At 67.6% G+C, this 23,479-nt stretch carries 22 protein-coding genes; 9 read left to right on the forward strand and 13 right to left on the reverse strand.

Annotated features, from left to right (window positions below; genetic code table 11):
- Positions 1 to 102 precede the first annotated feature (102 nt).
- On the reverse strand, positions 103 to 1,269 hold the full coding sequence (locus G0D83_RS08575; RefSeq protein WP_108964972.1) for a putative peptidoglycan glycosyltransferase FtsW: 1,167 nt from the start codon (positions 1,267 to 1,269) through the stop codon (positions 103 to 105).
- Positions 1,270 to 1,434: 165 nt separating this feature from the next.
- Between G0D83_RS08575 and G0D83_RS08580 the strand changes: the two genes are divergently transcribed.
- Positions 1,435 to 2,613, forward strand: coding sequence for an NAD(P)/FAD-dependent oxidoreductase (locus G0D83_RS08580; protein WP_164192364.1), 1,179 nt, complete (start codon positions 1,435 to 1,437; stop codon positions 2,611 to 2,613).
- A 68-nt stretch (positions 2,614 to 2,681) separates the two neighbouring features.
- Complete coding sequence (locus G0D83_RS08585) at positions 2,682 to 3,350, forward strand: hypothetical protein (protein ID WP_164192088.1); 669 nt, start codon at positions 2,682 to 2,684, stop codon at positions 3,348 to 3,350.
- A 21-nt stretch (positions 3,351 to 3,371) separates the two neighbouring features.
- Here G0D83_RS08585 and murD read toward each other — a convergent pair whose 3' ends face one another.
- From murD to mraZ, 8 genes are all read right to left on the reverse strand, one after another.
- On the reverse strand, positions 3,372 to 4,775 hold the full coding sequence (murD, locus tag G0D83_RS08590) for a UDP-N-acetylmuramoyl-L-alanine--D-glutamate ligase (protein WP_164192091.1): 1,404 nt from the start codon (positions 4,773 to 4,775) through the stop codon (positions 3,372 to 3,374).
- Positions 4,776 to 4,900: 125 nt separating this feature from the next.
- Positions 4,901 to 5,983, reverse strand: coding sequence for a phospho-N-acetylmuramoyl-pentapeptide-transferase (mraY, locus tag G0D83_RS08595; RefSeq protein ID WP_108964969.1), 1,083 nt, complete (start codon positions 5,981 to 5,983; stop codon positions 4,901 to 4,903).
- 18 nt (positions 5,984 to 6,001) lie between these two features.
- A complete protein-coding gene (gene murF, locus G0D83_RS08600) occupies positions 6,002 to 7,432 on the reverse strand; it encodes a UDP-N-acetylmuramoyl-tripeptide--D-alanyl-D-alanine ligase (protein ID WP_164192094.1) in 1,431 nt (476 codons plus the stop codon).
- Complete coding sequence (locus G0D83_RS08605) at positions 7,429 to 8,922, reverse strand: UDP-N-acetylmuramoyl-L-alanyl-D-glutamate--2,6-diaminopimelate ligase (protein WP_164192097.1); 1,494 nt, start codon at positions 8,920 to 8,922, stop codon at positions 7,429 to 7,431. The genes murF and G0D83_RS08605 overlap by 4 nt, the downstream gene beginning before the upstream one ends.
- Positions 8,923 to 8,991: 69 nt before the next feature.
- Entirely contained in the window at positions 8,992 to 10,785 is a 1,794-nt protein-coding gene (locus G0D83_RS08610; protein ID WP_164192099.1) for a penicillin-binding protein 2, read from the reverse strand.
- A complete protein-coding gene (locus G0D83_RS08615) occupies positions 10,782 to 11,138 on the reverse strand; it encodes a cell division protein FtsL (RefSeq protein WP_164192102.1) in 357 nt (118 codons plus the stop codon). The genes G0D83_RS08610 and G0D83_RS08615 overlap by 4 nt, the downstream gene beginning before the upstream one ends.
- Positions 11,138 to 12,127 carry a 16S rRNA (cytosine(1402)-N(4))-methyltransferase RsmH gene (gene rsmH / locus G0D83_RS08620; RefSeq protein ID WP_108964964.1) on the reverse strand — a complete coding sequence of 330 codons (990 nt, stop codon included), beginning with the start codon at positions 12,125 to 12,127 and terminating at the stop codon, positions 11,138 to 11,140. Before rsmH ends, G0D83_RS08615 begins: the two co-directional genes overlap by 1 nt.
- A gap of 3 nt (positions 12,128 to 12,130) precedes the next feature.
- The gene (gene mraZ, locus G0D83_RS08625; protein ID WP_095880995.1) at positions 12,131 to 12,649 is read right to left on the reverse strand and encodes a division/cell wall cluster transcriptional repressor MraZ; all 519 of its coding nucleotides are present in this window, start codon (positions 12,647 to 12,649) and stop codon (positions 12,131 to 12,133) included.
- Between the two features lie 761 nt (positions 12,650 to 13,410).
- Here mraZ and G0D83_RS08630 point away from each other — a divergent pair.
- Positions 13,411 to 13,773 (forward strand): teicoplanin resistance protein VanZ, encoded by a 363-nt coding sequence (locus G0D83_RS08630; protein ID WP_108964920.1) that lies wholly within the window; start codon positions 13,411 to 13,413, stop codon positions 13,771 to 13,773.
- A gap of 14 nt (positions 13,774 to 13,787) precedes the next feature.
- Here the strand turns inward: G0D83_RS08630 and G0D83_RS08635 are convergent, their stop codons facing one another.
- Positions 13,788 to 14,564, reverse strand: coding sequence for a hypothetical protein (locus G0D83_RS08635; RefSeq protein ID WP_164192105.1), 777 nt, complete (start codon positions 14,562 to 14,564; stop codon positions 13,788 to 13,790).
- 192 nt (positions 14,565 to 14,756) lie between these two features.
- On the opposite strand from G0D83_RS08635, the gene G0D83_RS08640 reads away from it, so the two are divergent.
- The 5 genes from G0D83_RS08640 (at position 14,757) to G0D83_RS08660 (ending at position 19,135) form a co-directional block, all read left to right on the forward strand.
- Positions 14,757 to 15,572: a TatD family hydrolase gene (locus G0D83_RS08640; RefSeq protein WP_164192108.1), complete on the forward strand. Its 816-nt coding sequence runs from the start codon at positions 14,757 to 14,759 to the stop codon at positions 15,570 to 15,572.
- On the forward strand, positions 15,569 to 16,369 hold the full coding sequence (locus G0D83_RS08645; protein WP_164192111.1) for an MBL fold metallo-hydrolase: 801 nt from the start codon (positions 15,569 to 15,571) through the stop codon (positions 16,367 to 16,369). The genes G0D83_RS08640 and G0D83_RS08645 overlap by 4 nt, the downstream gene beginning before the upstream one ends.
- 116 nt (positions 16,370 to 16,485) lie before the next feature.
- Entirely contained in the window at positions 16,486 to 17,415 is a 930-nt protein-coding gene (locus G0D83_RS08650; protein ID WP_164192114.1) for an AEC family transporter, read from the forward strand.
- A gap of 184 nt (positions 17,416 to 17,599) precedes the next feature.
- The gene (locus G0D83_RS08655) at positions 17,600 to 18,895 is read left to right on the forward strand and encodes an adenylosuccinate synthase (RefSeq protein ID WP_108964915.1); all 1,296 of its coding nucleotides are present in this window, start codon (positions 17,600 to 17,602) and stop codon (positions 18,893 to 18,895) included.
- A gap of 6 nt (positions 18,896 to 18,901) precedes the next feature.
- Entirely contained in the window at positions 18,902 to 19,135 is a 234-nt protein-coding gene (locus G0D83_RS08660; protein WP_164192117.1) for a DUF2842 domain-containing protein, read from the forward strand.
- Positions 19,136 to 19,283: 148 nt separating this feature from the next.
- On the opposite strand, the gene G0D83_RS08665 is transcribed toward G0D83_RS08660, so the two are convergent.
- Together G0D83_RS08665 and G0D83_RS08670 are read right to left on the reverse strand one after the other, a co-directional pair.
- A complete protein-coding gene (locus G0D83_RS08665; protein ID WP_164192120.1) occupies positions 19,284 to 20,585 on the reverse strand; it encodes an MFS transporter in 1,302 nt (433 codons plus the stop codon).
- 197 nt (positions 20,586 to 20,782) lie between these two features.
- A complete protein-coding gene (locus G0D83_RS08670) occupies positions 20,783 to 21,385 on the reverse strand; it encodes an inner membrane-spanning protein YciB (protein ID WP_164192124.1) in 603 nt (200 codons plus the stop codon).
- A 108-nt stretch (positions 21,386 to 21,493) separates the two neighbouring features.
- On the opposite strand from G0D83_RS08670, the gene G0D83_RS08675 reads away from it, so the two are divergent.
- Positions 21,494 to 21,982: an MgtC/SapB family protein gene (locus G0D83_RS08675; RefSeq protein ID WP_164192127.1), complete on the forward strand. Its 489-nt coding sequence runs from the start codon at positions 21,494 to 21,496 to the stop codon at positions 21,980 to 21,982.
- A 27-nt stretch (positions 21,983 to 22,009) separates the two neighbouring features.
- Here the strand turns inward: G0D83_RS08675 and ftsY are convergent, their stop codons facing one another.
- Positions 22,010 to 23,404, reverse strand: a complete 1,395-nt coding sequence (ftsY, locus tag G0D83_RS08680) for a signal recognition particle-docking protein FtsY (protein WP_164192130.1) — start codon at positions 23,402 to 23,404, stop codon at positions 22,010 to 22,012.
- Between the last annotated feature and the right edge of the window lie 75 nt (positions 23,405 to 23,479).

Below are 23,479 nucleotides of genomic sequence, written 5' to 3' on the forward strand. Positions count from 1 at the left end.
CCGCGAGGGCACTCGTCTCGTGACTCGGGCGCGGTGACATGGTTTCGCGCCCGTCTATCGCAGCGGGACCGGGTGCGAAAGCGCCCCGGCCCCGCTCCGGGATCAGCGCATTCTTGCGCGCAGGATCTCGCCGATCTCGCCCTGCGGCCGGGTGCGGGTGAACGCCAGCAGCATGCCGACGGCGATGCCGCCCGCAATAAGGGACGAGCCGCCATAGCTGACGAAGGGCAGCGTCATGCCCTTGGCCGGAAGCAGGCGCACGGCGACGCCCATGTTGATCATCGCCTGCACGCCGAACATGGCGGCAAGGCCGGTGCCGGCAAGCCGAATGAAGGGATCACGCTCGCGCATCAGTCGCAGCATCGAGCGCACCACCACCGTGGCGTAGAGCGCGATGATGACCATGACCAGCACCAGCCCGTACTCCTCGGCGGCGACGGCGATGATGAAGTCCGTATGCGCGTCCGGCAGCGACCATTTCACCTGCCCCTCGCCCACGCCGACGCCGAAGAATCCGCCCTCGCGGATGGCGTTGGTGGCGTAGCCGAGCTGCGTGGTTGGGTCGACGTCGGGCGTCAGGAAGCCGTCGATGCGGCGCGCGAAGTGCTCGGAGTTGTTGTAGGCGAAGGTGCCGCTCAGCACCACGAGCCCGGCGAGGCCAAGCAGCAGGAACATAGGCGCGCCGCCGACGAACCACATCACGCCCCAGCCGAAAAGCACGAGGCAGGCCTGCCCGAAATCGGGCTGCAGCGCGAGCGTGAGGACGATGGCGCAGGTGAGCGCGAAGGACCAGCTCTTGCCCGGCGGGCCGCCGATCTCCTGACTCGCGGCCATCAGCCAGGCGGCGACAACGGCGAAGACCGGCTTGAGGAACTCCGAGGGTTGCACCGAGGCAAAGCCCAGCGAGTACCAGCGCACCGCCCCCTTGCCGAAGTCGGTGCCGAGCACCGGCAGCGCCAGCAGCGAGGCAAAGGCGCAGGCAAAGCCGATCACCGCCGCACGGCGGACCATTACAGGGGTCATCAGCGAGGTGAAGAACATCGCCGCCAGCGCCAGCCCGCCGAAGAAAGCCTGCCGCTGCACGTAATGGAAGGGGGCGAAGCCGTTGCGCTCGGCCAGAGGCGGCGAGGCCGCAAGCCCCAGCAGGATGCCCACCCCGAAGAGCATCAGCACGCAGGACAGAGACCATCTGTCCACCGTCCGCCACCACTTGGGCAGGACAGGTTCGCCATCGCGCACGGAGACCGCGCCGTAGACCATTTCCGTCATGGGAATACCGCTCAATTTGCCTGATCGCCCGGGTTTTCCCGGATCTTGCGGCGAGGCTAGCACCTGCGCTGCCCTTTGGGAAGAGCGCGGGGCTCCGCCAACCCGTGCGACGTGCTGCAGCCGCCCACCCTTGCAGCGCGCGGCGATCCGGTGTTTCAGGGCACCATGCAGATCAAGACGCTCATCCTCGGCGCCGGCGCGGCCGGTCTCATGTGCGCGGCCCACGCGGGGCCGGACACTCTGGTCATCGACCATGCCCGCGCGCCGGGCGAGAAGATCCGCATCTCGGGCGGCGGGCGATGCAATTTCACCAACCTCGGCACCGAGCCCGCGCGCTTCCTGTCTCAAAACCCGCATTTCTGCAAATCGGCGCTGGCGCGCTATACCCAGTGGGACTTCATCGAACTGGTTTCGCGCCACGGCATCGCCTGGCATGAAAAGACCCTCGGCCAGCTCTTCTGCGACGGCAAGGCAACGCAGATCGTCGCCATGCTGCTGCGCGAGATGGAGGCAGTCGGCGCCGAGCTCTGGCTGCAGACTTCGCTGCGCGAGCTGACCCATGCCGAGGGCGTCTACACCGCCCGCGTCGAGCGCGACGGCCGCGAGACCGTGATCCGGGCCACGAACCTCGTGGTTGCCACCGGCGGGCGCTCGATTCCCAAGATGGGGGCCACCGGCCTTGCCTATGAGATCGCCGGCCAGTTCGGCCACGCGCTGGTGGCGCCCCGCCCGGGCCTCGTGCCGCTGACCTTCCCCGAGGGGCGCTTTGCGGGTCTCGCCGGGGTGTCGTTGCCCGCTCGGGTCACGGCGAATGGCACCAGCTTCGACGAGGCGCTGCTGTTTACCCACCGCGGCCTTTCGGGGCCGTCGATCCTGCAGGCCTCGAGCTACTGGCACGAGGGCGAGGAGATCACCGTCAACCTCTCGCCGGCCCTCGATCCCGCCGCCCACCTGCGCGCGGCGCGCAAGGGCGCCGGAAAGCGGTCGCTGACCACCGAACTGCGGCAGATCCTGCCCGAGCGGCTGGTCGCACACCTCACCGATCAGCTCGACCTCTCGGGCAACCTCGCGGATCTCTCGGACAAGCGCTCCGAGACGCTGTCTGACTCGCTGCGCAACTGGACCCTGCGCCCCTCGGGCTCCGAGGGCTGGCGCACCGCCGAGGTCACGCTTGGCGGGGTCGACACGGACGGGCTGAACAGCAAGACCATGGCGTCGAAAACCGTGCCCGGACTGCATTTCATCGGCGAGGCGGTGGACGTGACCGGCTGGCTCGGTGGCTACAACTTCCAATGGGCCTGGGCCTCGGGTGCGGCAGCCGGGCGGAGCCTTGCTGCGGGCTGAGGCTGGGCTCTTGAATTTGTCACCCGCTCGTTACATTTTGTCATGCGATTGTCACAACAGGCAGCGTCATGGCCTTCACCGACCACCCGACTCTTTATCCCAGCAACTGGCTCCGGGACCTGCACGCGCAGGTGCCGCGCAAGGTCGCGCGGGATGTCTGGAACCGCCTGCGCTACGGCGCAGGGGCACCACTGTCGGACGAGTTGATCCGGGTCGACGCCTGCGACGTGAACTTCACCTATGCCGGCAAGCCGCGACTGCGCCGCCAGCAGAGCGGGATGATCCTCGGCGGTGACTGGGACTTGCCGCGGCAGTCGGTCGAAGAGAGCCGCAAGCTGCAGAGCTGCCGCCTGCACTTCGAAGGCGGCACCCCCTGGCGCGACACCCCGCTCTTCCAGAAGCTGCTGACCGAGATCGCCGCGGGCAAAACGCCCGACGATTGTGCCACGGAAGAGGAGCTGGTGACGCGCTACCAGCGCCTCGACGCGGTCTTCGAGCAGACGCGCCGCCTTGGCCGCCTGCTGTCGCGCGCCGAGCTGCCTGAGTATTTCCGCCGCGAGCACGGCGGCATCCTGCTGCATGTGGGGCGCGACGGCACCTTGCTGCGCGCCGGTGGCGGCGCGCACCGTTTTGCCATCGCGCGAATCCTCAACCTCAAGAAGATCCCCGCGCAACTTGGCGTGGTGCACCCGCAGGCCTATAACGGCGGGCTGCTGGCGGAGCTGCGCGCGGCCTGACGCCCCTTGCCCCGGCGGGGCTCAGAGCGCGGCGCGCACTTTTGCCGCGAAATCCTCGCCGCGCTTTTCGAAGCTGTCGTATTGGTCAAAACTCGCCGCAGCAGGCGCCAGAAGCACCACGTCGCCCGGCTGCGCCTCGGCGCGGGCTTTGGCTACAGCGGTCGCCATGTCGGTGCAGATCTCGGCCTCGACCCCAGGCAGGCCGAGCGCGAAAGTCGCGGCCTCGCGGCCGATGACATAGGCCTTGGTCACGTTGCCCAGACCCGGCGCAAGGCCCGAAAGCCCGCCCTCCTTCATCAACCCGCCGCAGATCCAGCGGATGTTGCTGAACGCCTGAAGCGCCTTCACCGCCGCGTCGACGTTGGTGGCCTTGCTGTCATTGACGTAGCTCACCCCGTCCGCCTCGGCGACGATCTGGCTGCGGTGCGGCAGCCCCTCGAAGCTGTGGAAGGCCGCCTCGATCTGCCGCGGCGCCACACCGAGCGCCCGGCAGGCCGCATAGGCGGCGCAGGCGTTCTGGTGGTTGTGCGCCCCCGGCAGCCCCTTGACGGGGCGCAGGTCGATGGACGCCACCTGCCGCCCCTTGCGCCATTCGGTGAGGAACCCCTTGCGCGCATAGACCAGCCAGCCCGGCCCGCCGAGCTTGGTGCCGGACGACACGCGGATCACCCGGTCGTCGGTCGCCGCCTCGGCAAGCTGGTTGGCGAGGTAGAGCCCCTCCTTCTCGTCCACGCCGATGACGCAGCGGTCCGGGCCGCCCTCGGCGAAGAGCCGGCGCTTGGCGGCGAAATAGCCGCCCATGCCTGCGTGCCGGTCGAGATGGTCGGGCGAGAGGTTGGTGAAGACCGCCACGTCCGGGGTCAGCGCGCGGGCGAGATCTGTCTGGTAGCTCGACAGCTCCAGCACGACGAGCCCGCCGTCCCCCGGCGGGTCGATGTCGAGCACGCCCCGACCGATGTTGCCGGCAAGCTGGCTCTCACGCCCCGAGCTCTGGAGGATATGATGGATCAGCGCCGAGGTGGTCGACTTGCCGTTTGAGCCGGTCACCGCCACGACGCGCGGCGGCATGTCGTACATGTCCCAGTCGGACCCGGCGGCAGAGAGCGCGCGGAAGAACAGGCCGATGTCGTTGTCAACCGGCACACCCGCCGCCCAGGCGGCGGCGATCACCGGGTTCGGCTCGGGGTAGAGATGCGGGATGCCCGGCGAGACCACCAGCCAGTCGACGCCGTCGAAGCCGCCCTCCCGGCCCAGCTCGCGGCTTTCGAAGCCCTCGGTCTCGGCCGTTTCGCGCGCAGAGGCATTGTCGTCCCAGACCAGAACCGAGGCGCCGCCCTCACGCAGCGCCCGCGCCGCCGAAAGCCCCGAGCGCCCGAGCCCAAGCACCGCGACGGTGCGCTCCTCAAAGCCGGATACCGGAATCATGCCACTGCCCTCATGCCTGCGATTGCCCTTGCTTCACGGCTAGCGCATCGGCGCGGCGCGCACCAGAGCGCGGCAAATCTCAAACGAGATTTGCACCCTCCTTCGAAGGAGGGTGCGCCCCCGCCTCAGCGCAGCTTCAGCGTGGCGAGGCCGATCAGCGCCAGGATCAGCGAGATGATCCAGAAGCGGATGACGATCTGCGGCTCGGCCCAGCCCTTCTTCTCGTAGTGGTGGTGGATCGGCGCCATCAGGAACACCCGCTTGCCGGTGCGCTTGAAGTAGAGCACCTGGATGATCACCGAGAGCGCCTCGACCACGAAGAGCCCACCGACAATGGCCAGCACGATCTCGTGCTTGGTGGCCACCGCGATGGCGCCGAGCGCGCCGCCCAATGCCAGCGAGCCGGTGTCGCCCATGAAGACCGCCGCGGGCGGCGCGTTGTACCATAGGAAACCGAGCCCGCCGCCGATCAGCGCGGCGGTAAAGATCAGGATCTCGCCGGTGCCGGGCACATAGTGCACGTCAAGATACTCGGTGAAGTCCGTGCGCCCCACGGCATAGGCGATGATGCCGAGCGTGCCGCCCGCGATCATCACCGGCATGATCGCGAGCCCGTCAAGCCCGTCGGTCAGGTTCACCGCGTTGGCAGCACCGACGATGACGATCATCGCGAAGGGCACGAAGACCCAGCCCAGATCCAGCAGCGCGTTCTTGAACACCGGAAACGCCAGCTGGCCGGTCAGATCCGCAGGGTGCAGCCAGGCTGCCCAGGTCGCCGCAATCGCCGCGATGCCAAAGCCGATGGCAAGGCGCACCTTGCCCGAGACGCCGTCTGTATTCTGCTTCTTCACCTTGGCATAGTCGTCGGCGAAGCCGATCGCCGCGTAGCCCATGGTGACGAAGAGCACCATCCAGACAAAGCCGTTGTCGAGCCGCGCCCAGAGCAGCGTCGAGGTCAGCAGCGCGCCGACGATGAGCAGGCCGCCCATGGTCGGGGTGCCAGCCTTGACGAAATGCCCCTCGGGGCCGTCGGTGCGGATCGGCTGGCCCTTGCCCTGCCGCTTGCGCAGCACGTCGATCAGCGGACGCCCGAAGAGAAAGCCGAAGATCAGCGCGGTCAGAAACGCTCCGCCCGCCCGGAAAGTGATGTAGCGGAAGAGATTGAAGACATCGCCGCCGTCACTCAGTCCAGTCAGCCAGTAGAGCATGAGCCCCGGTCCTTCTTGTCAGATCGTGGCGGGCGCATGACCCATTTTGTGGATCGCGTCAACCACGCGCGCCAGCGCCATCGAGAGCGAGCCCTTCACCAGCACCACGTCGCCGGCGTCGAGGTCGTGGCGCACCCGCTGGGCCATGGCGGCGCTGGTCTCGGCCCAATGGCCGCGCTTGCGCTCGGGCAGCGCCTCCCAGAGGTCGCGCATGAGCGGGCCCACGCAATGCACGATGTCGATGTTTGCCATCGCAGGGTGCTCGGCCAGCGCCGCGTGCAGCGCGTGCTCCTGTGCGCCAAGCTCCTTCATGTCGCCGAGATAGGCGATGCGCCGACCATGATCGACACGCCCGATGCCGTCCTTGGGTTTGGCCCCGGCAAGAACCTCGAGCGATGCGCCAAGCGAAGCGGGGTTGGCATTGTAGGCGTCGTCGATGAGCTCGAGCGTCAACTGCGTCTCGACCGGGTCGAGGGTGATGACCTCGCGCAGGCCCCGTCCCGCCCCGGGCTCCCATTGACCGAGCGCGGTGATCGCCATGGCCCGGTCCAGCCCCAGCGCGTGTACCACCGCCAGAACGCCCATGGCGTTGACGGCAAAGTGACGGCCCGGCACCGCGACCTTGTAGAGGACATGTGTCCGCCAGGCGCGGCCCTGCGCCACGGTGGCCGCGTCGCAGATGGTAACCTGCTCGACCCTGTGATGGTTGCCCGCCGCCTCGCCAAAGGTGATGACCTGCTCGGCCCTCGCCTCGGCCAGTTCGATCAGCAGTGGCGAAACCTCGAGATCGCCGTTGACCACCGCGATGCCGCCCGGCTCCAGCCCCTCGAAGATCGCCGCCTTCTCGCGGGCGATGACCTCGAGGCTCTCGAAGGCCGCCAGATGCGCCGGCGCGACAATGGTGATCATCGCCACATGCGGCCGCGCCATGCACGACAGCGGCGCGATCTCGCCAGGGTGGTTCATGCCGATCTCGATGACCGCGAAATCAACGTCTGCGGGCATGCGCGCCAGCGTCAGCGGCACGCCCCAATGGTTGTTGTAGCTCTTCTCGGCGGCATGCACGGTGCCCTGCGCGCTCAGAACGGTGCGCAGCATCTCCTTGGTCGAGGTCTTGCCGACCGAGCCGGTCACCGCCACCACCTGCGCCCGGGTGCGGGCACGCGCGGCGCGCCCCAGCGCCTCGAGCCCGGTCAGCACGTCGTCCACCAGCAAGAGCGGCGCGCCCTCGGGAACCCCTTCGGGAATATGGCTGACGAGCGCAGCGGCGGCGCCCTTTTCCAGCGCCTGCGCGACGAACCCATGCCCGTCCCGTGCCGCCTTCAACGCGACGAAAAGGTCACCCTTCTGAATCGTCCGCGTGTCGATCGACACACCGCTGACCGTCCAATCCCCGATGGCCCGCCCGCCTGTGGCGCGCGCTGCGTCTTCTGCCGTCCAGAGCGTCACAGGCCTCTCCCGTCCAGCGCCGCCACGGCGACACTCGCCTGCTCGACATCGTCAAAGGGGTAAATGGTGTCGCCGACGATCTGGCCGGTCTCGTGACCCTTGCCGAGGATCATCAGCGCATCGCCGGGCTGCAGCATGTCGACGCCGCGCAGGATGGCCTCGGCACGGTCGCCGACCTCGAGCGCGCCGGGCGCGCCGCCCAGCACCTGCGCGCGGATCGAGCCGGGCTCCTCGGAGCGCGGGTTGTCGTCCGACACGATCACCATGTCGGCGTGTTCGGTGGCGGCCGCGCCCATCAGCGGGCGCTTGCCCGGGTCGCGGTCACCGCCCGCGCCCACGATGGCGATCAGCCGGCCCATGACATGCGGGCGCAGCGCCTGCAGCGCGGTCGCGACCGCGTCAGGCGTATGGGCAAAGTCGACATACACCGCCGCGCCATTGTCGCGGGTCGCGGCAAGCTGCATGCGCCCGCGCACCGTCTCGAGCCGTTCCAACGCCGGGAAGACCTGCTCGGGATCGGCGCCGCAGGCCAGCGCGAGACCGGCTGCCAGCGCTGCGTTCTGCCCCTGGAAGCCACCGATGAGGCCGAGCCGAAGCTGTTGCACCGCGCCGCGCCAGTCGAGCCGCAGGTCCTGCCCCGTGGCATGGAAGCGCTGACCGAGGATGCGGAGGTCGCAGCCCGTCGCCTCGCCGACCGAGATCACCTTCTGGCCGCGGGCGCGGGCGATGGCCATCATGTCGATGCCGCGCGGGTCGTCGATGTTGATCACCGCGACGCCTTCGTCGGGCAGCACACGCGCGAAAAGCCCGGCCTTGGCGGCGAAATACTCCTCGAAATCCGCGTGGTAGTCGAGGTGATCCTGGGTGAAGTTGGTGAAGCCCGCGGCCTTCAGCTGCACGCCGTCGAGGCGGCGCTGGTCGAGCCCGTGGCTTGAGGCCTCCATGGCGCAGTGATCGACTCCGGCCTCGGCGGCACCGGCAAGCGCGCGATGCAGGGTGATCGGCTCGGGCGTGGTGTGCTTGAGCGGCGCCTGCCAGTCGCCCTCGACCCCGGTTGTGCCGAGGTTGATGGCGCGAAAGCCCATGTCCTGCCAGATGTGGCGCAGGAAGGTGGCGACCGAGGTCTTGCCGTTGGTGCCGGTCACCGCCACGGTGACCTCGGGCTGCGCGCCGAACCAGAGCGCGGCGGCATAGGCCAGCGTCTGCCGCGCATCCGCAGCGATGACCAGCGCGGCCTCGGAGCCCGCGAGCGCCTCGGCAGCCAGAGCGGCGCCTTCGGCATCGGTGAGAATGGCAGAGGCGCCCTGTTCAAGCGCCGTGGGGATGAAGGCCGCGCCGTGCACCTTGGTGCCCGGAAGCGCGGCAAAGAGGTGTCCCGAGGTCACCTCGCGACTGTCGACCGACAGTCCCGTCACCCGCGCCTCGCGACCGCCCCGTGCGGTCAAACCCAGCTCGCTGAGGCTTTTGCCCTCTCCAATGACGGCGCCCATGACGGCCCTTTCATCTTTGTATTCCGGATATACACGGCCCCGAAAAACGGGCCGGAGGCCAGCGCCGGATCAGTTGCGAACCAGCGTGACCTCCTCCTCTTCTGGCACATCGTAGTCCGGACGCAAGCCCAGAAGCGGCGCGATTCTGCCGATCATCTCGGCCCCCACCGGCACCGAGGTCCAGCCGGCGGTGCGGCGCGGACGGCTGCCAGAGGTCTCGACCGGCTCGTCGAGCGTGACGATCAGCACATAGCGCGGGGCCTCTGCCGGGAACATGGTGGCAAAGGTGGTGATCGTCTTGTCCTTGTAGTAGCCGCCGCCGCGCTCCTTGGGCTTGTCGGCGGTGCCGGTCTTGCCGGCCACGTGATAGCCGGGCACGTCGCCGAAGCTGGCGGTGCCCTCGGTCACCACCGCGCGCAGCATGTGGCGGGCGTTGGCGGCGTTCTTTTCCGACAGGACGCGAGGCCCGTAATGCGGGCCGTCCTGCTTGAGCAGCGTGGGCTGCACCTTGTGGCCGCCGTTGGCGATGGCCGCGTAGCCTGCAGCAAGGTGCAGCGGCGAGGCCGAGAGCCCGTGGCCATAGGAAATCGTCACCGTGCTCAGATCCGTCCAGCGCTGCGGCAGCAGCGGCTTGCCGGACTGCGCCTCGGAGATCTCGACCCCGGTGGGATCGAAGAAGCCGAGCGATTTCATGAACTCCTGCTGGCGCTCGGCACCGATGGCGAGCGCGATCTTGCCGGTGCCGCGGTTCGAGCTGTGGGTGATGATCCCCTCGACGGTCTGCTTGCCGTAGTTGTGTCCCTCGAACTCGCCGATGCGGAAGCCCCCGACCTTGAAGGGCGGCGATGTGTCGATGATCGTGCCGGGGTTGACCAGCCCCAATTCCATCGCCTGCGCGGCGGCAAAGATCTTGAAGGTCGAGCCCAGCTCGTAGACCCCCTGCACCGCGTGGTTGAAGAGCGGGCTGTCGGAGGGGCGACCCGAGACCGGCGGGTGCGGCCGGTCGTTCGGGTCGAAGTCGGGCAAGGAGACCATGGCGAGGATCTCGCCGGTGTGTACATCCATCAGCACCGAAGCCGCGCCCTTGGCGTTCATCAGCTTCATGCCCGAATAGAGCACGCGCTCGGTGGCGGCCTGCACGGAAAGGTCGATCGACAGCTCGAGCGGCGCGCCGCCCCGTGCCGGATCGCGCAGCTCCTCGTCGAAGAAGCGCTCGATCCCTGCGGTGCCGATCACCTCGGCAGAGGCCACGCCCTCGCGGCCGAAGCTGGCGCCGCCAAGGATGTGCGAGGCCAGCTTGCCATTGGGATAGAGCCGCATCTCGCGCGGGCCGAACAGCAAGCCCGGCTCGCCGATGTCGTGCACCGCCTGCATCTGCTCGGGGCTGATCTTCTTCTTGACCCACATGAACTTGCGCTTGGGGTTGGTGAAGTCCTTCAGCAGCCGCTCGCGGTCGAGGTCGGGGAAGATCTTCATCAGCTCGTCCGCCGCGCGCACCGGCTCGATCATCTGGTGCGGGTGGGCGTAGAGCGAATGCGTCTCCATGTTCGTCGCCAGGATCCGGCCATGGCGGTCCACGATATCGGCGCGCGACGCGAGGATCGAGGCACCCGACGCAGCGGCCTGCGGCTCCTCGGCCTGGGACTGGGCCAGCATGCCCATGCGCAGGCCGATCACCACGAAGGCGCAGAAGAAAACGAGGCCAAGCACCAGCAGTCGGCCCTCGGCGCGCGTGCGGGCCTTGTCGCGCATCTGTTCGTGGCGGATGCGCAGGTTTTCGCGTTCGATCGCATCCGGGTTCTCGCCGCGGCGCCGGGCGTCGAGAACGCGGGCCAGCGGGCGAAGCGGGATGCGGCCGTTCATTGCAGCGCCCCCGTCCGTGCTCCGGCGCTGGTCACATCCACGAGGTCGTTGAACACCAGCGCGCGGTTGTCGGGGTAGTTCACCTGGTCGATGCGGCCGAACTGCTCGGGGCGCATCGGCAGCAGGCCCAGCCGCTCGAAGTTCAATTCGGCAAGATCGCGCAGCCGGTCGGGGCGGTTGAGATAAGCCCATTCGGCGCGCAGGATCGACAGCCGCGCGCGGGCGTCACCGATGTCGCGCTGCAGCTGGCGCACGTGGTCCAGCGAGGCCTGGGTCTTGTAGTTCTCGTGGTAGGCCCAGAAGGCCAGACCGATCATCGCCATGAATGTGGTGACATAGAGAAGCGTTCGCATCAGCTCTTTCCTCTCAGTTGGGGCATGGAAAGCACCCCCGACTCGATATCTCCAGCCTCGGCTGTGGTGCGGCGCCCGACGCGCAGCCGCGCCGAGCGCGACCGCGGGTTCTGCGCCAGCTCCACGTCGTCCGGCCCCACAGCCTTGCGGGTGACCAGCTCGAAGCGCGGCTGTTCGGTTTCGACCTCGGGCTCGTAACGGCTGACCGAGGACAGCCGGCCCGAGCGCGCCTGCAGGAAGCGTTTGACCATGCGGTCCTCGACCGAATGGAAGGTCACCACGGCCAGCAGACCGCCCGGCTTCAGCGCCCGCTCGGCGGCCATGAGGCCGCGCCAGAGCGCGCCATACTCGTCGTTGACCGCAATACGCAGCGCCTGGAACGAGCGCGTCGCGGGGTGGGACTGGCCGGGTTTGGGACGCGGCAGGCAGGCCTCAACGATGGACGAGAGCCGCGCCGTGGTCTCGATCGGCTCCAGCGCGCGGGCCTTGACGATGGCCTTGGCGATCCGGCGCGAGGCGCGCTCTTCGCCGAAGGTGTAAAGCACATCCGCCAGCGTGGTCTCATCGAGCCGTTTCACCAGGTCCGCCGCGGTCTCGCCCGACTGCTCCATGCGCATGTCGAGCGGCCCGTCCTTCTGGAAGGAAAAGCCCCGCTCGGCCCGGTCGAGCTGCATCGACGACACGCCAAGATCGAGCACAACGCCGTCGACGTCCGTCGCGTGCGCGTCCATATTGGCAAAATTGTCGAGCACCAGCTCGAGCCGTCCGCCGTACTCGCCGATCCAGCTTTCCGCCATCTGGTGCGCCAGCGGATCGCGGTCGATGCCGATCACCTTGTCGGCGCCGGCCTCGAGCAATCCGCGCGAATAGCCCCCTGCCCCGAAGGTTCCGTCAATCCAGGTGCCGCGCACCGGGGCCACGGCGTCCAGCAGCGGCCGCAGCAGGACGGGGACATGCGGAGCGGCGTTGGGGTCTTTGGGCGCCGCCATGGCTCAGGCCTCCTCGGTTTCGTCGTCTTCGTCGAGCAGCTCGAGCGGATCGAAGTCCGCCGGCATCTCGTCGAGGAATTCTGCGGTGCCGCCAAGCTCGATCTCTTCGAAGGTCTCGGGCTTCCAGATCTGGAAGGTGTCGACGTTGGAGGCGAAATACGCCCAGTCCTCGAGACCGATCTTATCACGCAGCTTGGCCGGAAGCACGATGCGTCCGGTTTCATCAACGCTGGTGGTGACGGATTGAGTCGAGAAGAGACGCTCCAGAAGGCGGCGCTTCTGCGAGCCGCGCTTCATCGCCGAGATGCGGTCCTCGACGGCCTCCATCTCCTCGATCGTGTAGCATTCGAGATATTGGCGGCGGTGATCGCCGTAGACGATCACGAAATTCGGGTTGTTCCCGGCAGACCAGTCAGGGTCACCAGCTTCGAGCACACGGCGAAAAGAGGCTGGGATCGACACCCGCCCCTTGCTGTCCACCTTGTTGCGGCTCTCGCCTCTGAACCTTAGCCTGCGGCCCACTGTCCCTACTCTCGCCCCCTAGAACGAAATACGGCGGGTTGATCTGCTGCCACCGATCAACCCGCCGCCTTGACCCGTGTTACGGGCTGGTCCAGCTACGCACGCCACCTGGGGGGATGTCTGCTCGCTCACGCGCTGGATTCTTCATGTCAACGAAGGGCGGGTGCCTGTATGAACCTGCTCGTTTTATATTTCTGGGATGTTCGCCGGGGTCGTTTGCTGCCCCTTATCCCGTCCCTTCGTCGTGATTAACGGTATGTCATGGGATTTCATGGGAAGCAATAGAAATCTGCGGGAGAATCCCACTGCATGTTGTCCTGCAGACCCTGCAGAACAACATATTGAGGCAAATTTGCACCTCATTCACGAATATGTGGTAAGCGGGAACCCACCCATCACAAGATGTGGTAACGCCAGCGTGAGAAAAAAACTTCCACAAAATCCCAAATAATTTTTCAACGACGGGCGGAATCGCGGTTTCGTGAGCATGTGTCATGGCGCGGAGAGTGCTTCAACCCTTGAATCAGCGCGGATTTGCTTGCCGTTGCGACCTGCGCCCGCGGGGCCACAAACGCTCCGGTCAGCCCGGTCCCACGTTTTCCCATGCCGCCCATGAAATCCCACGCCATGCATTCCCATCGCGCCGCGCGTCCGGGCAGTGCCCGTTCGCGGCGCCATCCCTCTGGGCGCTGACAGGAACGTGTAGCCGCGGAGCAGCGTCGCCTCTGGCCTTTGTGCACGCCGCATGGTCTCTCGCAGGCATGGATCGCATCTCGCTTCTCACCCTCGCCCTCGTGCTCGGCATGGCCGCGCTGGTCACCACCCTCACCGTGGGGCCGCGGCTGCCGTTGGCCGACGCGCTGATGGACGACAAGTTGCAGCATGCGCTCGGCTTCGGCGCGATCATCGCGCCCGCCGCCTTCCTGCGGCCGCGCTGGCTCTGGGTGCTGGCACCGGCGGCGATCGCCTTCGGCGGGTTGATCGAGGTCGTGCAGGCCTATGTCGGGCGCGACGCCGAACTCACTGACTGGGCCGCCGACATCCTCGGCGTCATGGCCGCCTCGACGCTGGCCATCGCCCTGCGGGCCCAGCTGCACCGGCGCGGACTACTGCGCGGGCTCTGAGCCCCATCCCGGGTTCAGCCCGCCTCGAACTCTTCGAAAAGCCCTGCGTAATGGGCATAGGCCTCCGGGTCGAGGTGCCATAGGGCCCGGTACTGGGGAATGAACCGCTCTCCGCCCCCGGCCACCAGCGCGCGGATGTTCTCGGGCTTCGGCCCGTGGAAATGCACGATCGAGACGTCGCGCCCCAGCCCCCAGTACGGCTTCCAGTTCATCCCGTGCGGCAGTCGGGCGTGGCGCCAGCGGAAAAAGCTGTTGTAGCTCACCTGGTCATGGCCCGGCGGCGACCAGGGCTCGCGAAAGCGTCGCGCGATCGAGGCGGCAAAGGGCTCGGCCAGCGCCCGCAACTTCGGCACATTCATCAGCAACACGCCGCTGTTGAAATGCGGGTAGCGCCAGCGGTAGCGCTCCGGCGCCGCGGCGAGCGGCTTGCGCAGGCGTGGCAGCGCGGGGTGGGCAAGAAACATGACGTCGACATCGGTATAGAGGACGAGATCATCCTCCTGCTCGAGCGCGGGAATGTCGATCCGCAGCCAGTGCCCGGAAAAGGTGTCATAGGACGGACCATAGGCCCGGCGCAAAAGCGGCTCGAGCGAGCTGCGGTGCGCGATGACCTCGACCCCGAGCCCGCGCAGCTGCGCCACATGCGCCTCGGACTCGCCGTTGTAGAGGCATATCGGGCGCAGCCGCGTGCGCGCCAGACAGGAGGCGACGGCGACGCGCACCTGCCCCCAGACCTGCTCGAAGCCCTTCTGGTTCAGGCAGAAATACCACTTCCGAAGTTCCGTCGTCATTCCGCCCACGCATCCAACCTTCACGGCGCCGTTAAAATCCATGCCCGCGCGGCCATCAACCCCCTTCCCCCGGACCCGGACACATCCCTGCCCGCGCATCCGGCACCCGTGGCCCGCGACCCGGACGCAGGGCCGCCCCCTCCTTGACCCTGCCCCGCGCATGTCTGATACCTGCGCGCAAAGGACGTATTCATGACCACTCCCCTGATCACCGACAGCCACTGCCACCTCGACTTCCCCGATTTCGACGACGAGCGCCCCGAGGTCATCGCCCGCGCGCTCGAGGCCGGGGTGCACCGCATGGTCACCATCTGCACGCGGATCGCGAACGAGCCCAAGGTGCGCGCCATCGCCGAGGCGAACGACCCGGTGTTCTACACCTTCGGCGTTCACCCGATGAGCGCCGCCGAAGAGCCCGCGACCACGGTCGATGAGCTGGTCACCCTGTCGCAGCACCCGAAATTCGTCGGCATCGGCGAGACCGGGCTCGACTACCACTACACCGCCGAGAGTGCCGAGGTGCAGAAGGCGTCGCTGGGCATCCACATCGAGGCGGCGCAGGAGACCGGCCTGCCGCTGATCATCCACGCCCGCGCCGCCGATGACGACATGGCCCGGATCCTGACCGAGGCCTATCGCCGCAAGCCCTACGCCTGCGTCATGCATTGCTTCAGCTCCTCGGCCGAGTTGGCGCGCGCCGCGCTCGACTGCGGCTTCTACCTGTCGATGTCCGGCATCGCCGCCTTCCCCAAGTCGCAGGAGCTGCGCGATATTTTCGCCGCCGCCCCGCTCGAGCGCATCCTGGTGGAAACCGACAGCCCCTACCTCGCGCCGCCGCCCTACCGCGGCAAGCGCAACGAGCCGGGCTACACCGTCCACACCGCCAAGGTCGGAGCCGAGACCTTCGGCCTCAGCTTCGAGGAGTTCGCCGCCGCCACCGAGGCAAACTTCGAGCGCCTCTTTGCCAAGGCCGCGGCCTGGTCCCCTGCGACGGGCGGCGCCGCATGAAGGGCGAGCTGCGCTTCACCATCCTCGGCTGCGGCTCCTCCGGCGGCGTGCCGCGGCTCGGCGGCAAATGGGGCGATTGCGATCCCGCGAACCCCAGGAACACCCGCCGCCGCTGCTCGATGCTCGTCGAGCGCGAGACCCGCGACGGCACCACGCGGGTGCTGATCGACACCTCGCCCGACATGCGCGCGCAGCTGCTCGACGCGGGCATCGGCCATCTCGACGCCGCCGTCTGGACCCATGCCCACGCCGACCACACCAACGGGCTCGACGACCTCCGCCAGATCGTCTTCAACCGCGGCTCGCGCTTGCCGGTCTGGGCCGATGGCGACACGCAGAACGACCTGATCTCGCGCTTCGGCTATGCTTTCGTGCAGCCCGAGGGCAGCCCCTATCCGCCGATCTTCGATCTACACGCGATCCAGGGCCCCTTCACCATCGAGGGCGCCGGCGGCGCGATCGCGCTGACCCCGATCAAGGTCGATCACGGCAGCATCGACGCGCTCGGCTTCCGCGTTGCGGGGCTCGTCTACATGCCCGACGTGGTGCGGATTCCCGAGGACGCCTGGGCGCACCTGCAGGATCTCGACTGCTTCGTCGTCGATGCGTTGCGCCGCACCCCGCATCCGACCCATGCGCATCTCGACCTGGCTCTGGAATGGATCGCCCGAGCGCAGCCGCGCGAGGCGGTGCTGACCAACATGCACATCGATCTCGACTACGAGACCCTGGCGGCGGAAACCGCCGAGCACATCCACCCGGCCTATGACGGGATGGTCCTGCGTTATGCGCTCTGAGGAGAAGCGCCGCGCTGACCATCCCGCCGCCCGTCGGCACCCGGCCCCCTTCCTCTGCAAGTCCGCCCGCCGGAGGCCCCGCGCCGACCGGCGCGCAACGTGAAAGCCCTGCGTCCATGCAAGCCCTCCTCGACGTCATTCTCCCGGTCTTCATCGTCATCGGCGCGGGCTACCTTGCCAGCTGGCGCAAGCTGCTGACCGACAATGCGATCGACGGGCTGATGGGCTTTGCCCAGACCATCGCCGTGCCCTGCCTGCTGTTCCGCGCCATGTGGCAGCTCGACCTCGGCGAGTATTTCCGCTTCGACCTGCTCTTCTCCTTCTACGCCGGCGCGATCACCTGCTTCATTGTCGGCCTGTTCGGCGCGCGGCTGATCTTCGGCCGCGACTGGGAAGACAGCGTGGTCATCGGCTTCTCCGCGCTTTTCTCCAACTCCCTGCTGATCGGCCTGCCGATCACCGAGCAGGCCTATGGCGAGGACGCGCTGAATGGCAATTACGCGATCATCGCCCTGCACTCGCCGCTCTGCTATGCCATCGGCATCACCACCATGGAACTCGCCCGCGCCCGCGGCACCGAGCTGCGCCGCCTGCCACTGACCATCCTGCGCTCGCTCTTCCGCACGCCGATGGTCATCGGCATCAGCATCGGCATCGTGTTCAACCTGCTGAGCGTCGAGTTGCCCACCCCGATGACCGAGGCGCTCGGCCTGCTCACCCGCACCGCGCTGCCCTGTGCGCTCTTCGCGCTCGGCGGCGTGCTCTTCCGCTACCGCCCCGAGGGCGATCTGCGCACCATCCTCTTCGTCTGCGCGCTCTCGCTGGGGCTTCACCCGCTGGTCACCTACACGCTCGGCACCGCCTTCTCCCTGCCCACCGACGCCTTCCGCTCGGCGGTGGTCACCGCCTCGGTGGCGCCCGGGGTGAACGCCTATGTCTTCGCCAACCTCTACGGCCGCGCCAAGCGGGTTGCGGCCTCTTCGGTGCTGCTGGCCACCGGCATGTGCATCGTCACCACCTGGGCCTGGCTGCACTTGCTGCCCTGAGGGCCGCGCCGTCTTCGGGGGAATACCCCCGGGGGTGAGGCGCGCAACGCAGAGGGATAGCGCCCCCGGTCGGCGCGGTTTCTTTCGGGCCCCGCCCGACAATCCCCAATTTGATGGTTCCCACCGCCGCCGCGCGGATCTATACGGAGCCCGTTTGAACCGCCGGCAAAAGGACAGGTGAGCAATGGCTAACGTGGTCGTCGTGGGCGCCCAGTGGGGCGACGAAGGCAAGGGCAAGATCGTGGACTGGCTCTCTGAGCGGGCCGACGTGGTCGCGCGCTTCCAGGGGGGCCACAATGCAGGCCATACGCTCGTCATCGACGGCAAGGTGTTCAAGCTGAACGCCCTGCCCTCCGGTGTCGTGCGCGGCGGCAAGCTGTCGGTGATCGGCAACGGCGTGGTGCTCGATCCCTGGCACCTGGTGAAAGAGATCGAGTCGATCCGCGCCCAGGGTGTCGAGATCACCCCCGAGACGCTGATGATCGCCGAGAACACCCCGCTGATCCTGCCGATCCACGGCGAGCTCGACCGGGCCCGCGAGGAGGCCGCCAGCAAGGGCAGCAAGATCGGCACCACCGGCCGCGGCATCGGCCCGGCCTATGAGGACAAGGTTGGCCGCCGCTCGGTGCGCGTCGCCGATCTCGCCGATCCGTCGACGCTGGAGACCCGCGTCGACCGCGCCCTGCTGCACCACGACGCGCTGCGCCGCGGCCTCGGGCTGGAGCCGGTCGACCGCGAGGCGCTGCTCGCCGCGCTGAAAGAGATCGCGCCGCAAATCCTCGAATACGCCGGCCCCGTCTGGAAGGTGCTCAACGAGAAGCGCCGCGCCGGCAAGCGCATCCTCTTCGAAGGGGCGCAGGGCGCGCTGCTGGACATCGACTTCGGCACCTACCCCTTCGTGACCTCCTCGAACGTGATCGCCGGCCAGGCGGCCACCGGCACCGGCATCGGTCCGGGCGCCATCGATTTTGTGCTGGGCATCGTCAAGGCCTACACCACCCGCGTCGGCGAAGGCCCCTTCCCGACCGAGCTGGATGACGAGGACGGCAACCGTCTCGGCACCCGCGGCCGCGAGTTCGGCACGGTGACCGGCCGCAAGCGTCGCTGCGGCTGGTTCGACGCGGTGCTGGTGCGCCAGACCTGCGTGACCTCGGGCGTCAACGGCATCTCGCTGACCAAGCTCGACGTGCTGGACGGCTTCGAGACCATCAAGATCTGCACCGGCTACGAGCTCGACGGCCAGATGCTCGACCACCTGCCCATCGCCACCGAGGAGCAGCAGCGCTGCGTTCCGGTCTACGAGGAAATGGAAGGCTGGTCGGAATCGACCGAGGGCGCCCGCAGCTGGAACGATCTGCCCGGCGCGGCGGTGAAATACGTCCGCCGCATCGAAGAGCTGATCGGCTGCCCGGTGGCGCTGCTCTCGACTTCGCCCGAGCGCGACGACACCATCCTCGTCACCGACCCCTTCGCGGACTGACCCGGTATGGCCCTCAGCTACAAGTCCCGACGCCGCTGGTCGCTGGTGATCCTGCTGGTGGGCCTGCCGCTCTACATCGTCGCGGCGGTGAGCGTGGTCAACGCGCTCGACCGCCCGCCGATCTGGCTGGAATTCGCGGTCTACGTCTTCCTCGGGTTCCTGTGGATGCTGCCCTTCAAGTTCGTCTTCAAGGGCGTCGGCAAGGCCGATCCGGATGCGGAACCCCCGCGCGAGGACTGAACGGTCGGACGCACGTATCCGGCGAAAAATGAAAGGGGCGCGGCCGGTCAGGCTGCGCCCCTTTCACATGGCCCCGCGGCCGCATCTGCCCTGCGATGAAAAAGGGCGCCGCAGCGGGCGCCCTTCTCCATGCGTCAGGCAGGCCGCCTCAGACCTTGCCCTTGCCGCTCGCAAAGATGCAGAGCAGCGTGACAGCCGCCGCCGCCAGCACGTAGTAACCCACGTAGGCGAGGCCGTAATTGCTCTGCAGCCAGGTCGCGATATAGGGCGCGAGCGAGGCGCCGAAGATGCCGGCGAAGTTGAAGGTGATCGACGAGCCGGTGTAGCGCACCCGGGTCGGGAAAGGCGCCGCCAGCGCGGTGCCGATGAGGCCGTAGGTCATGCCCATCAGCGCCATGCCCAGCGTCACGAAGCCCATGATGCGCATCTCGTTCTCGACCATGAGCACCGGCACAAGGAAGCTGAACAGGCCGATGAACACGGTGGTCAGCGTCAGGATCTCGCGGCGGCCGAAACGCTCGGCCAGCTTGCCGGCCAGCGGGATGAAGGCCCCAAAGACCACCGAGCCCCAGATCTGGATCGCCAGCGCGTCGGTGAAGGGGATCTTCACGACCTTGACGTTGTAGCTCAGCAGGTAGGCGGTGCAGATGTAGAAGAGCACGAAGGTCGCCAGCGCCACGAAAGTGCCGAGTACGATCGAGACCTTGTGGTTCTTGAAGAGCTCCACGGCAGGAACCGCGACGCGCTCCTCGTTGTCGATGGCCTTCTGGAAGTCCGGCGTCTCGGTGATCGACAGGCGCACCCAGAGGCCTACGGCGATCAGCAGCAGCGACGAGACGAAGGGAATCCGCCAGCCCCAGCTCAGCAGCGCCTCTTCGCTCATGAAGTGCAGCAGGATCCAGAACAGGCCCGACGACAGGAACAGCCCCAGCGGCGCGCCGAGTTGCGGGAACATGCCGTACCAGTTCTTCTTGCCCTCGGGCGCGTTCTCGGTGGCCATGAGCACCGCCCCGCCCCATTCGCCGCCAAGCCCGAAGCCCTGGCCGAAGCGGCAGAGCGCCAGCAGCAGGGGGGCGATGACGCCGATCTGCTCGTAGCTCGGCAGGAAGCCGATGATGACGGTCGAGATGCCCATGGTCAGCAGCGCCGCGACCAGCGTCGCCTTGCGGCCGATGCGGTCGCCGAAGTGGCCGAAGACCAGCGCGCCGAAGGGACGCGCGAAAAAGGCGATGGAGAAGGTGGCGAAGCTGGCCAGCAGCGCGGTCATCGGATCGCTGCTCGGGAAGAACAGCGCCGGGAAGACCAGCACGGCGGCGGTCGCGTAGACGTAGAAGTCGAAGAATTCGATCGTGGTGCCGACGAGGCTCGCGGTCAGGACCTTGGCCGGTGAGTTGAGCGCCGGTTTGGCCCCGGCGCGCGGCGTGTCATAGGCAGCGTCTGAGAGGGACATTTTATTTCGTCTTTCCTTGCGTCTAAAACAGCTTTGTTCCGGGATGGACCCGGTTAACGCAATCAGTGGGTGGACGGAACCCGCGTGCCTGACTGTTTTCGTCAGGGCCGTCATGCAACCTACGCATGGCTGGCGCGCGCACCAAAAAGCCCGGAACCAGCGGTCCCGGGCCCCTCCCTCTCGTCAGAGGAGGCGCGTCACTCCTTGTCGGCCTCCAGCGCATAGCGCTTGAAGAGCCCGCCCTGCGTCATGAAGAAGACGAAGACTGCCGCTGTCAGACCGAAGGTCTTGAAGTAGACCCAGCTCTCGGTGCTCATGGTGCGCCAGACGATCTCGTTGAGCAGCGCCAGCCCGAAGAAGAACGCGCAGATCCGCTTGGTCAGGATCATCCAGCCCTCGTCCTGAAGCGGCATCAGCCCTTCCATGACCTTGCGCAGGTAGCTCTCGCCGCGCAGGATCCCGGCCAGCAGCGCGAACCCGAAAAGCAGGTAGATCAACGTCGGCTTCATCTTGAAGAAGCGCTCGTCGTTGAGCCAGACCGAGAGCCCCCCAAAGACCACGATCAGCACCGCGGTCACCACCTGCATGGCCGAAAGATGCCCGGTCAGCTTCCACAGGATGCCGGTGCAGAGCAGCATCAGCGGGATGAACCCGGCGGTGACCAGCACGAAACCCTGGTACTCGCGCCCGCCGACCACGTAGCTGTTGTCCTTCAGCAGCAGATAGGCGGCGAAGAAAGCCAGCACTGGCCCGAATTCGAGCGCCGATTTGAGGAACGGGTTGATCTGCTTTTGCGCCATGCGGGTCTCCTTGTGCGAGAGCAGAGATAACCTCGCGGCGACGGCTTCTCAATGGCGGAACTGCCCTGCCCGCCATCACGTTGGTCACGGGCCAGCAGAGGAAACGTGATGATCGAGGAAATCCTGAACGAATTCAAAAACACCTTCTCGGTGATCCCCCCGGCCGCCGCCTTTGCGCGGCTGCTCGCGGCCATCTTGCTGGCGGGGCTGATCGGCCTCGAACGCGAGCGCCGGGGCAAGGCGGCGGGGCTGCGCACCCATATCCTTGTCTCTGTCGCTGCCTGCCTTTTCGTGCTGCTTGGATTGGAGCTGGCCGCGATGGACTTCGGCGGCTCGAGCGAACAGCGCAACGATCCGCTGCGGATGATCGAGGCGGTGACGGCAGGCGTGGCGTTTCTGGCGGCGGGCCTGATCTTCACCTCCGGCGGCAAGGTGCGCAACATCACCACCGGCGCCTCTCTGTGGCTCGCGGGGGCCGTTGGGCTCGGCTGCGGCGCGGGGCAGATGCCGCTCGCGGCCATGACCACGGTGATCGTGCTCGTGGTCCTGACGCTGCTGCGCTATGTCGAGAACAAGATGGGCTGGAGCGAGGAGTAATCCCCGCCACTCGGATCGGGCCCTGCCTCAGCCCCGCTCAAGCCCGGTGAGCGCCGCGGCGAATTCCTCGGGGTCGAAGGGCTGCAGGTCGTCGATCTGCTCGCCCACGCCGATGGCATGGATCGGCAGACCGAACTTGTCGGCCAGCGCCACGAGAACGCCGCCGCGCGCCGTACCGTCGAGCTTGGTCATGACTAGCCCCGACACATCCGCCACCTGCTGGAAGATCTCGACCTGCCGCAGCGCGTTCTGCCCCGTGGTCGCGTCGAGCACCAAGAGCGTGTTGTGCGGGGCATCGGGGTCCTTCTTGCGGATGACGCGGACGATCTTGGCCAGTTCCTCCATCAGGTCAGCCCGGTTCTGAAGGCGGCCCGCGGTGTCGATCATCAGCAGATCAGCGCCCTCGGCCTGCGCCTTGGTCATCGCGTCAAAGGCAAGGCTGGCGGGATCCGAGCCCTCGGGCGCGGTCAGCACCGGCACCCCGGCGCGGTCGCCCCAGATCTGCAGTTGCTCGACCGCGGCGGCACGGAAGGTATCCCCCGCGGCGATCACCACCGATTTGCCCGCGGCGCGGAACTGGCTGGCGAGCTTGCCGATGGTCGTGGTCTTGCCCGAGCCGTTGACCCCCACCACCAGCACCACCTGCGGCTTCTTGGGATAGAGCGGAAGCGGCTTTGCGACGGGATCCATGATGCGGGCAACCTCCGCCGAGAGCAGCTCCTTGATTTCCTGCGTCGAGACCCGCTTGCCATAGCGGCCCTCGGCGATGTTGGAGGTGACGCGCAACGCGGTGTCCACCCCCATGTCGGAGGCGATGAGCAGCTCTTCGAGGCTCTCGATCATCTCGTCGTCGAGCGCCCGGCGCACCACCGGCGCGGCAGGCTGGGACTTGCCGAAGAGCCGCCCGATGAGACCGCCGCCGCGCTGCGTCTGCTGCGGCACCTCCGGATCCTGCAGAGGCGCCGGGATCTCCAGCGGCGCGGGCATGGGCGACGGGTCCGAGGGCGGCATCACCGGCGCTTCCAGCGGCGCGGGCCGGGGGTCGGCGGGCGGCGGCGCACGCGGCGTTTCCGGCTCGGGCTGCGGCTCCGTCTCTGGCAGAGGCGGCGCCTCGGGCTCTGGAGCGGGCGGGGTTTCCTGCGGTGGTGCGGGCGGCACTTCTTCCGGCGTCGGCGGGGTCTCGGGCGCAGGCGCGGGCGGGGTCTCGGGGACCGGCGGCGGCACGTTCGGGCCGGGGGTCTCGGGGGCCGGAGTCCCGGGGGTCGGCGTCTCGGGGGCCGGCGTCTGCGGCACCTCGGGGGTTTCGGGCGCCATTTCGGGAGCGTCTTGCGTGCCCCCCTCCTGGACGATCGCGTCCAGCCCTTCCTCGAGCTTCGAGGAAGATTTGAAGAGCTTGCTCTTGAGCTTGCCGAAGAAGGACATGGCTGGACCTCTCAATGCCTTTGCTTTCACCTAATACGTGCCGCGCGCAGATAAAAGTGTGAGTTGACCTTTCCG

The sequence above is a fragment of the Salipiger sp. PrR003 genome, assembly GCF_010500785.1.
Classification (GTDB): Bacteria; Pseudomonadota; Alphaproteobacteria; order Rhodobacterales; family Rhodobacteraceae; genus Salipiger; species Salipiger pacificus_A.

Coding starts and splice junctions, on each gene's coding strand:
- ftsY (WP_164192130.1), bottom strand. CDS start 23,404: ATGTCCTTCTTCGGCAAGCTCAAGAGCAAGCTCTTCAAATCTTCCTCG.
- G0D83_RS08640 (WP_164192108.1), top strand. CDS start 14,757: ATGACCACTCCCCTGATCACCGACAGCCACTGCCACCTCGACTTCCCC.
- rsmH (WP_108964964.1), bottom strand. CDS start 12,127: ATGGCGGCGCCCAAAGACCCCAACGCCGCTCCGCATGTCCCCGTCCTG.
- G0D83_RS08580 (WP_164192364.1), top strand. CDS start 1,435: ATGCAGATCAAGACGCTCATCCTCGGCGCCGGCGCGGCCGGTCTCATG.
- G0D83_RS08665 (WP_164192120.1), bottom strand. CDS start 20,585: ATGTCCCTCTCAGACGCTGCCTATGACACGCCGCGCGCCGGGGCCAAA.
- murD (WP_164192091.1), bottom strand. CDS start 4,775: ATGATTCCGGTATCCGGCTTTGAGGAGCGCACCGTCGCGGTGCTTGGG.
- G0D83_RS08615 (WP_164192102.1), bottom strand. CDS start 11,138: ATGCGAACGCTTCTCTATGTCACCACATTCATGGCGATGATCGGTCTG.
- G0D83_RS08660 (WP_164192117.1), top strand. CDS start 18,902: ATGGCCCTCAGCTACAAGTCCCGACGCCGCTGGTCGCTGGTGATCCTG.
- G0D83_RS08655 (WP_108964915.1), top strand. CDS start 17,600: ATGGCTAACGTGGTCGTCGTGGGCGCCCAGTGGGGCGACGAAGGCAAG.
- G0D83_RS08645 (WP_164192111.1), top strand. CDS start 15,569: ATGAAGGGCGAGCTGCGCTTCACCATCCTCGGCTGCGGCTCCTCCGGC.
- G0D83_RS08675 (WP_164192127.1), top strand. CDS start 21,494: ATGATCGAGGAAATCCTGAACGAATTCAAAAACACCTTCTCGGTGATC.
- G0D83_RS08575 (WP_108964972.1), bottom strand. CDS start 1,269: ATGACGGAAATGGTCTACGGCGCGGTCTCCGTGCGCGATGGCGAACCT.
- G0D83_RS08630 (WP_108964920.1), top strand. CDS start 13,411: ATGGATCGCATCTCGCTTCTCACCCTCGCCCTCGTGCTCGGCATGGCC.
- G0D83_RS08605 (WP_164192097.1), bottom strand. CDS start 8,922: ATGGGCGCCGTCATTGGAGAGGGCAAAAGCCTCAGCGAGCTGGGTTTG.
- G0D83_RS08650 (WP_164192114.1), top strand. CDS start 16,486: ATGCAAGCCCTCCTCGACGTCATTCTCCCGGTCTTCATCGTCATCGGC.
- mraY (WP_108964969.1), bottom strand. CDS start 5,983: ATGCTCTACTGGCTGACTGGACTGAGTGACGGCGGCGATGTCTTCAAT.
- G0D83_RS08610 (WP_164192099.1), bottom strand. CDS start 10,785: ATGAACGGCCGCATCCCGCTTCGCCCGCTGGCCCGCGTTCTCGACGCC.
- G0D83_RS08635 (WP_164192105.1), bottom strand. CDS start 14,564: ATGACGACGGAACTTCGGAAGTGGTATTTCTGCCTGAACCAGAAGGGC.
- G0D83_RS08585 (WP_164192088.1), top strand. CDS start 2,682: ATGGCCTTCACCGACCACCCGACTCTTTATCCCAGCAACTGGCTCCGG.
- G0D83_RS08670 (WP_164192124.1), bottom strand. CDS start 21,385: ATGGCGCAAAAGCAGATCAACCCGTTCCTCAAATCGGCGCTCGAATTC.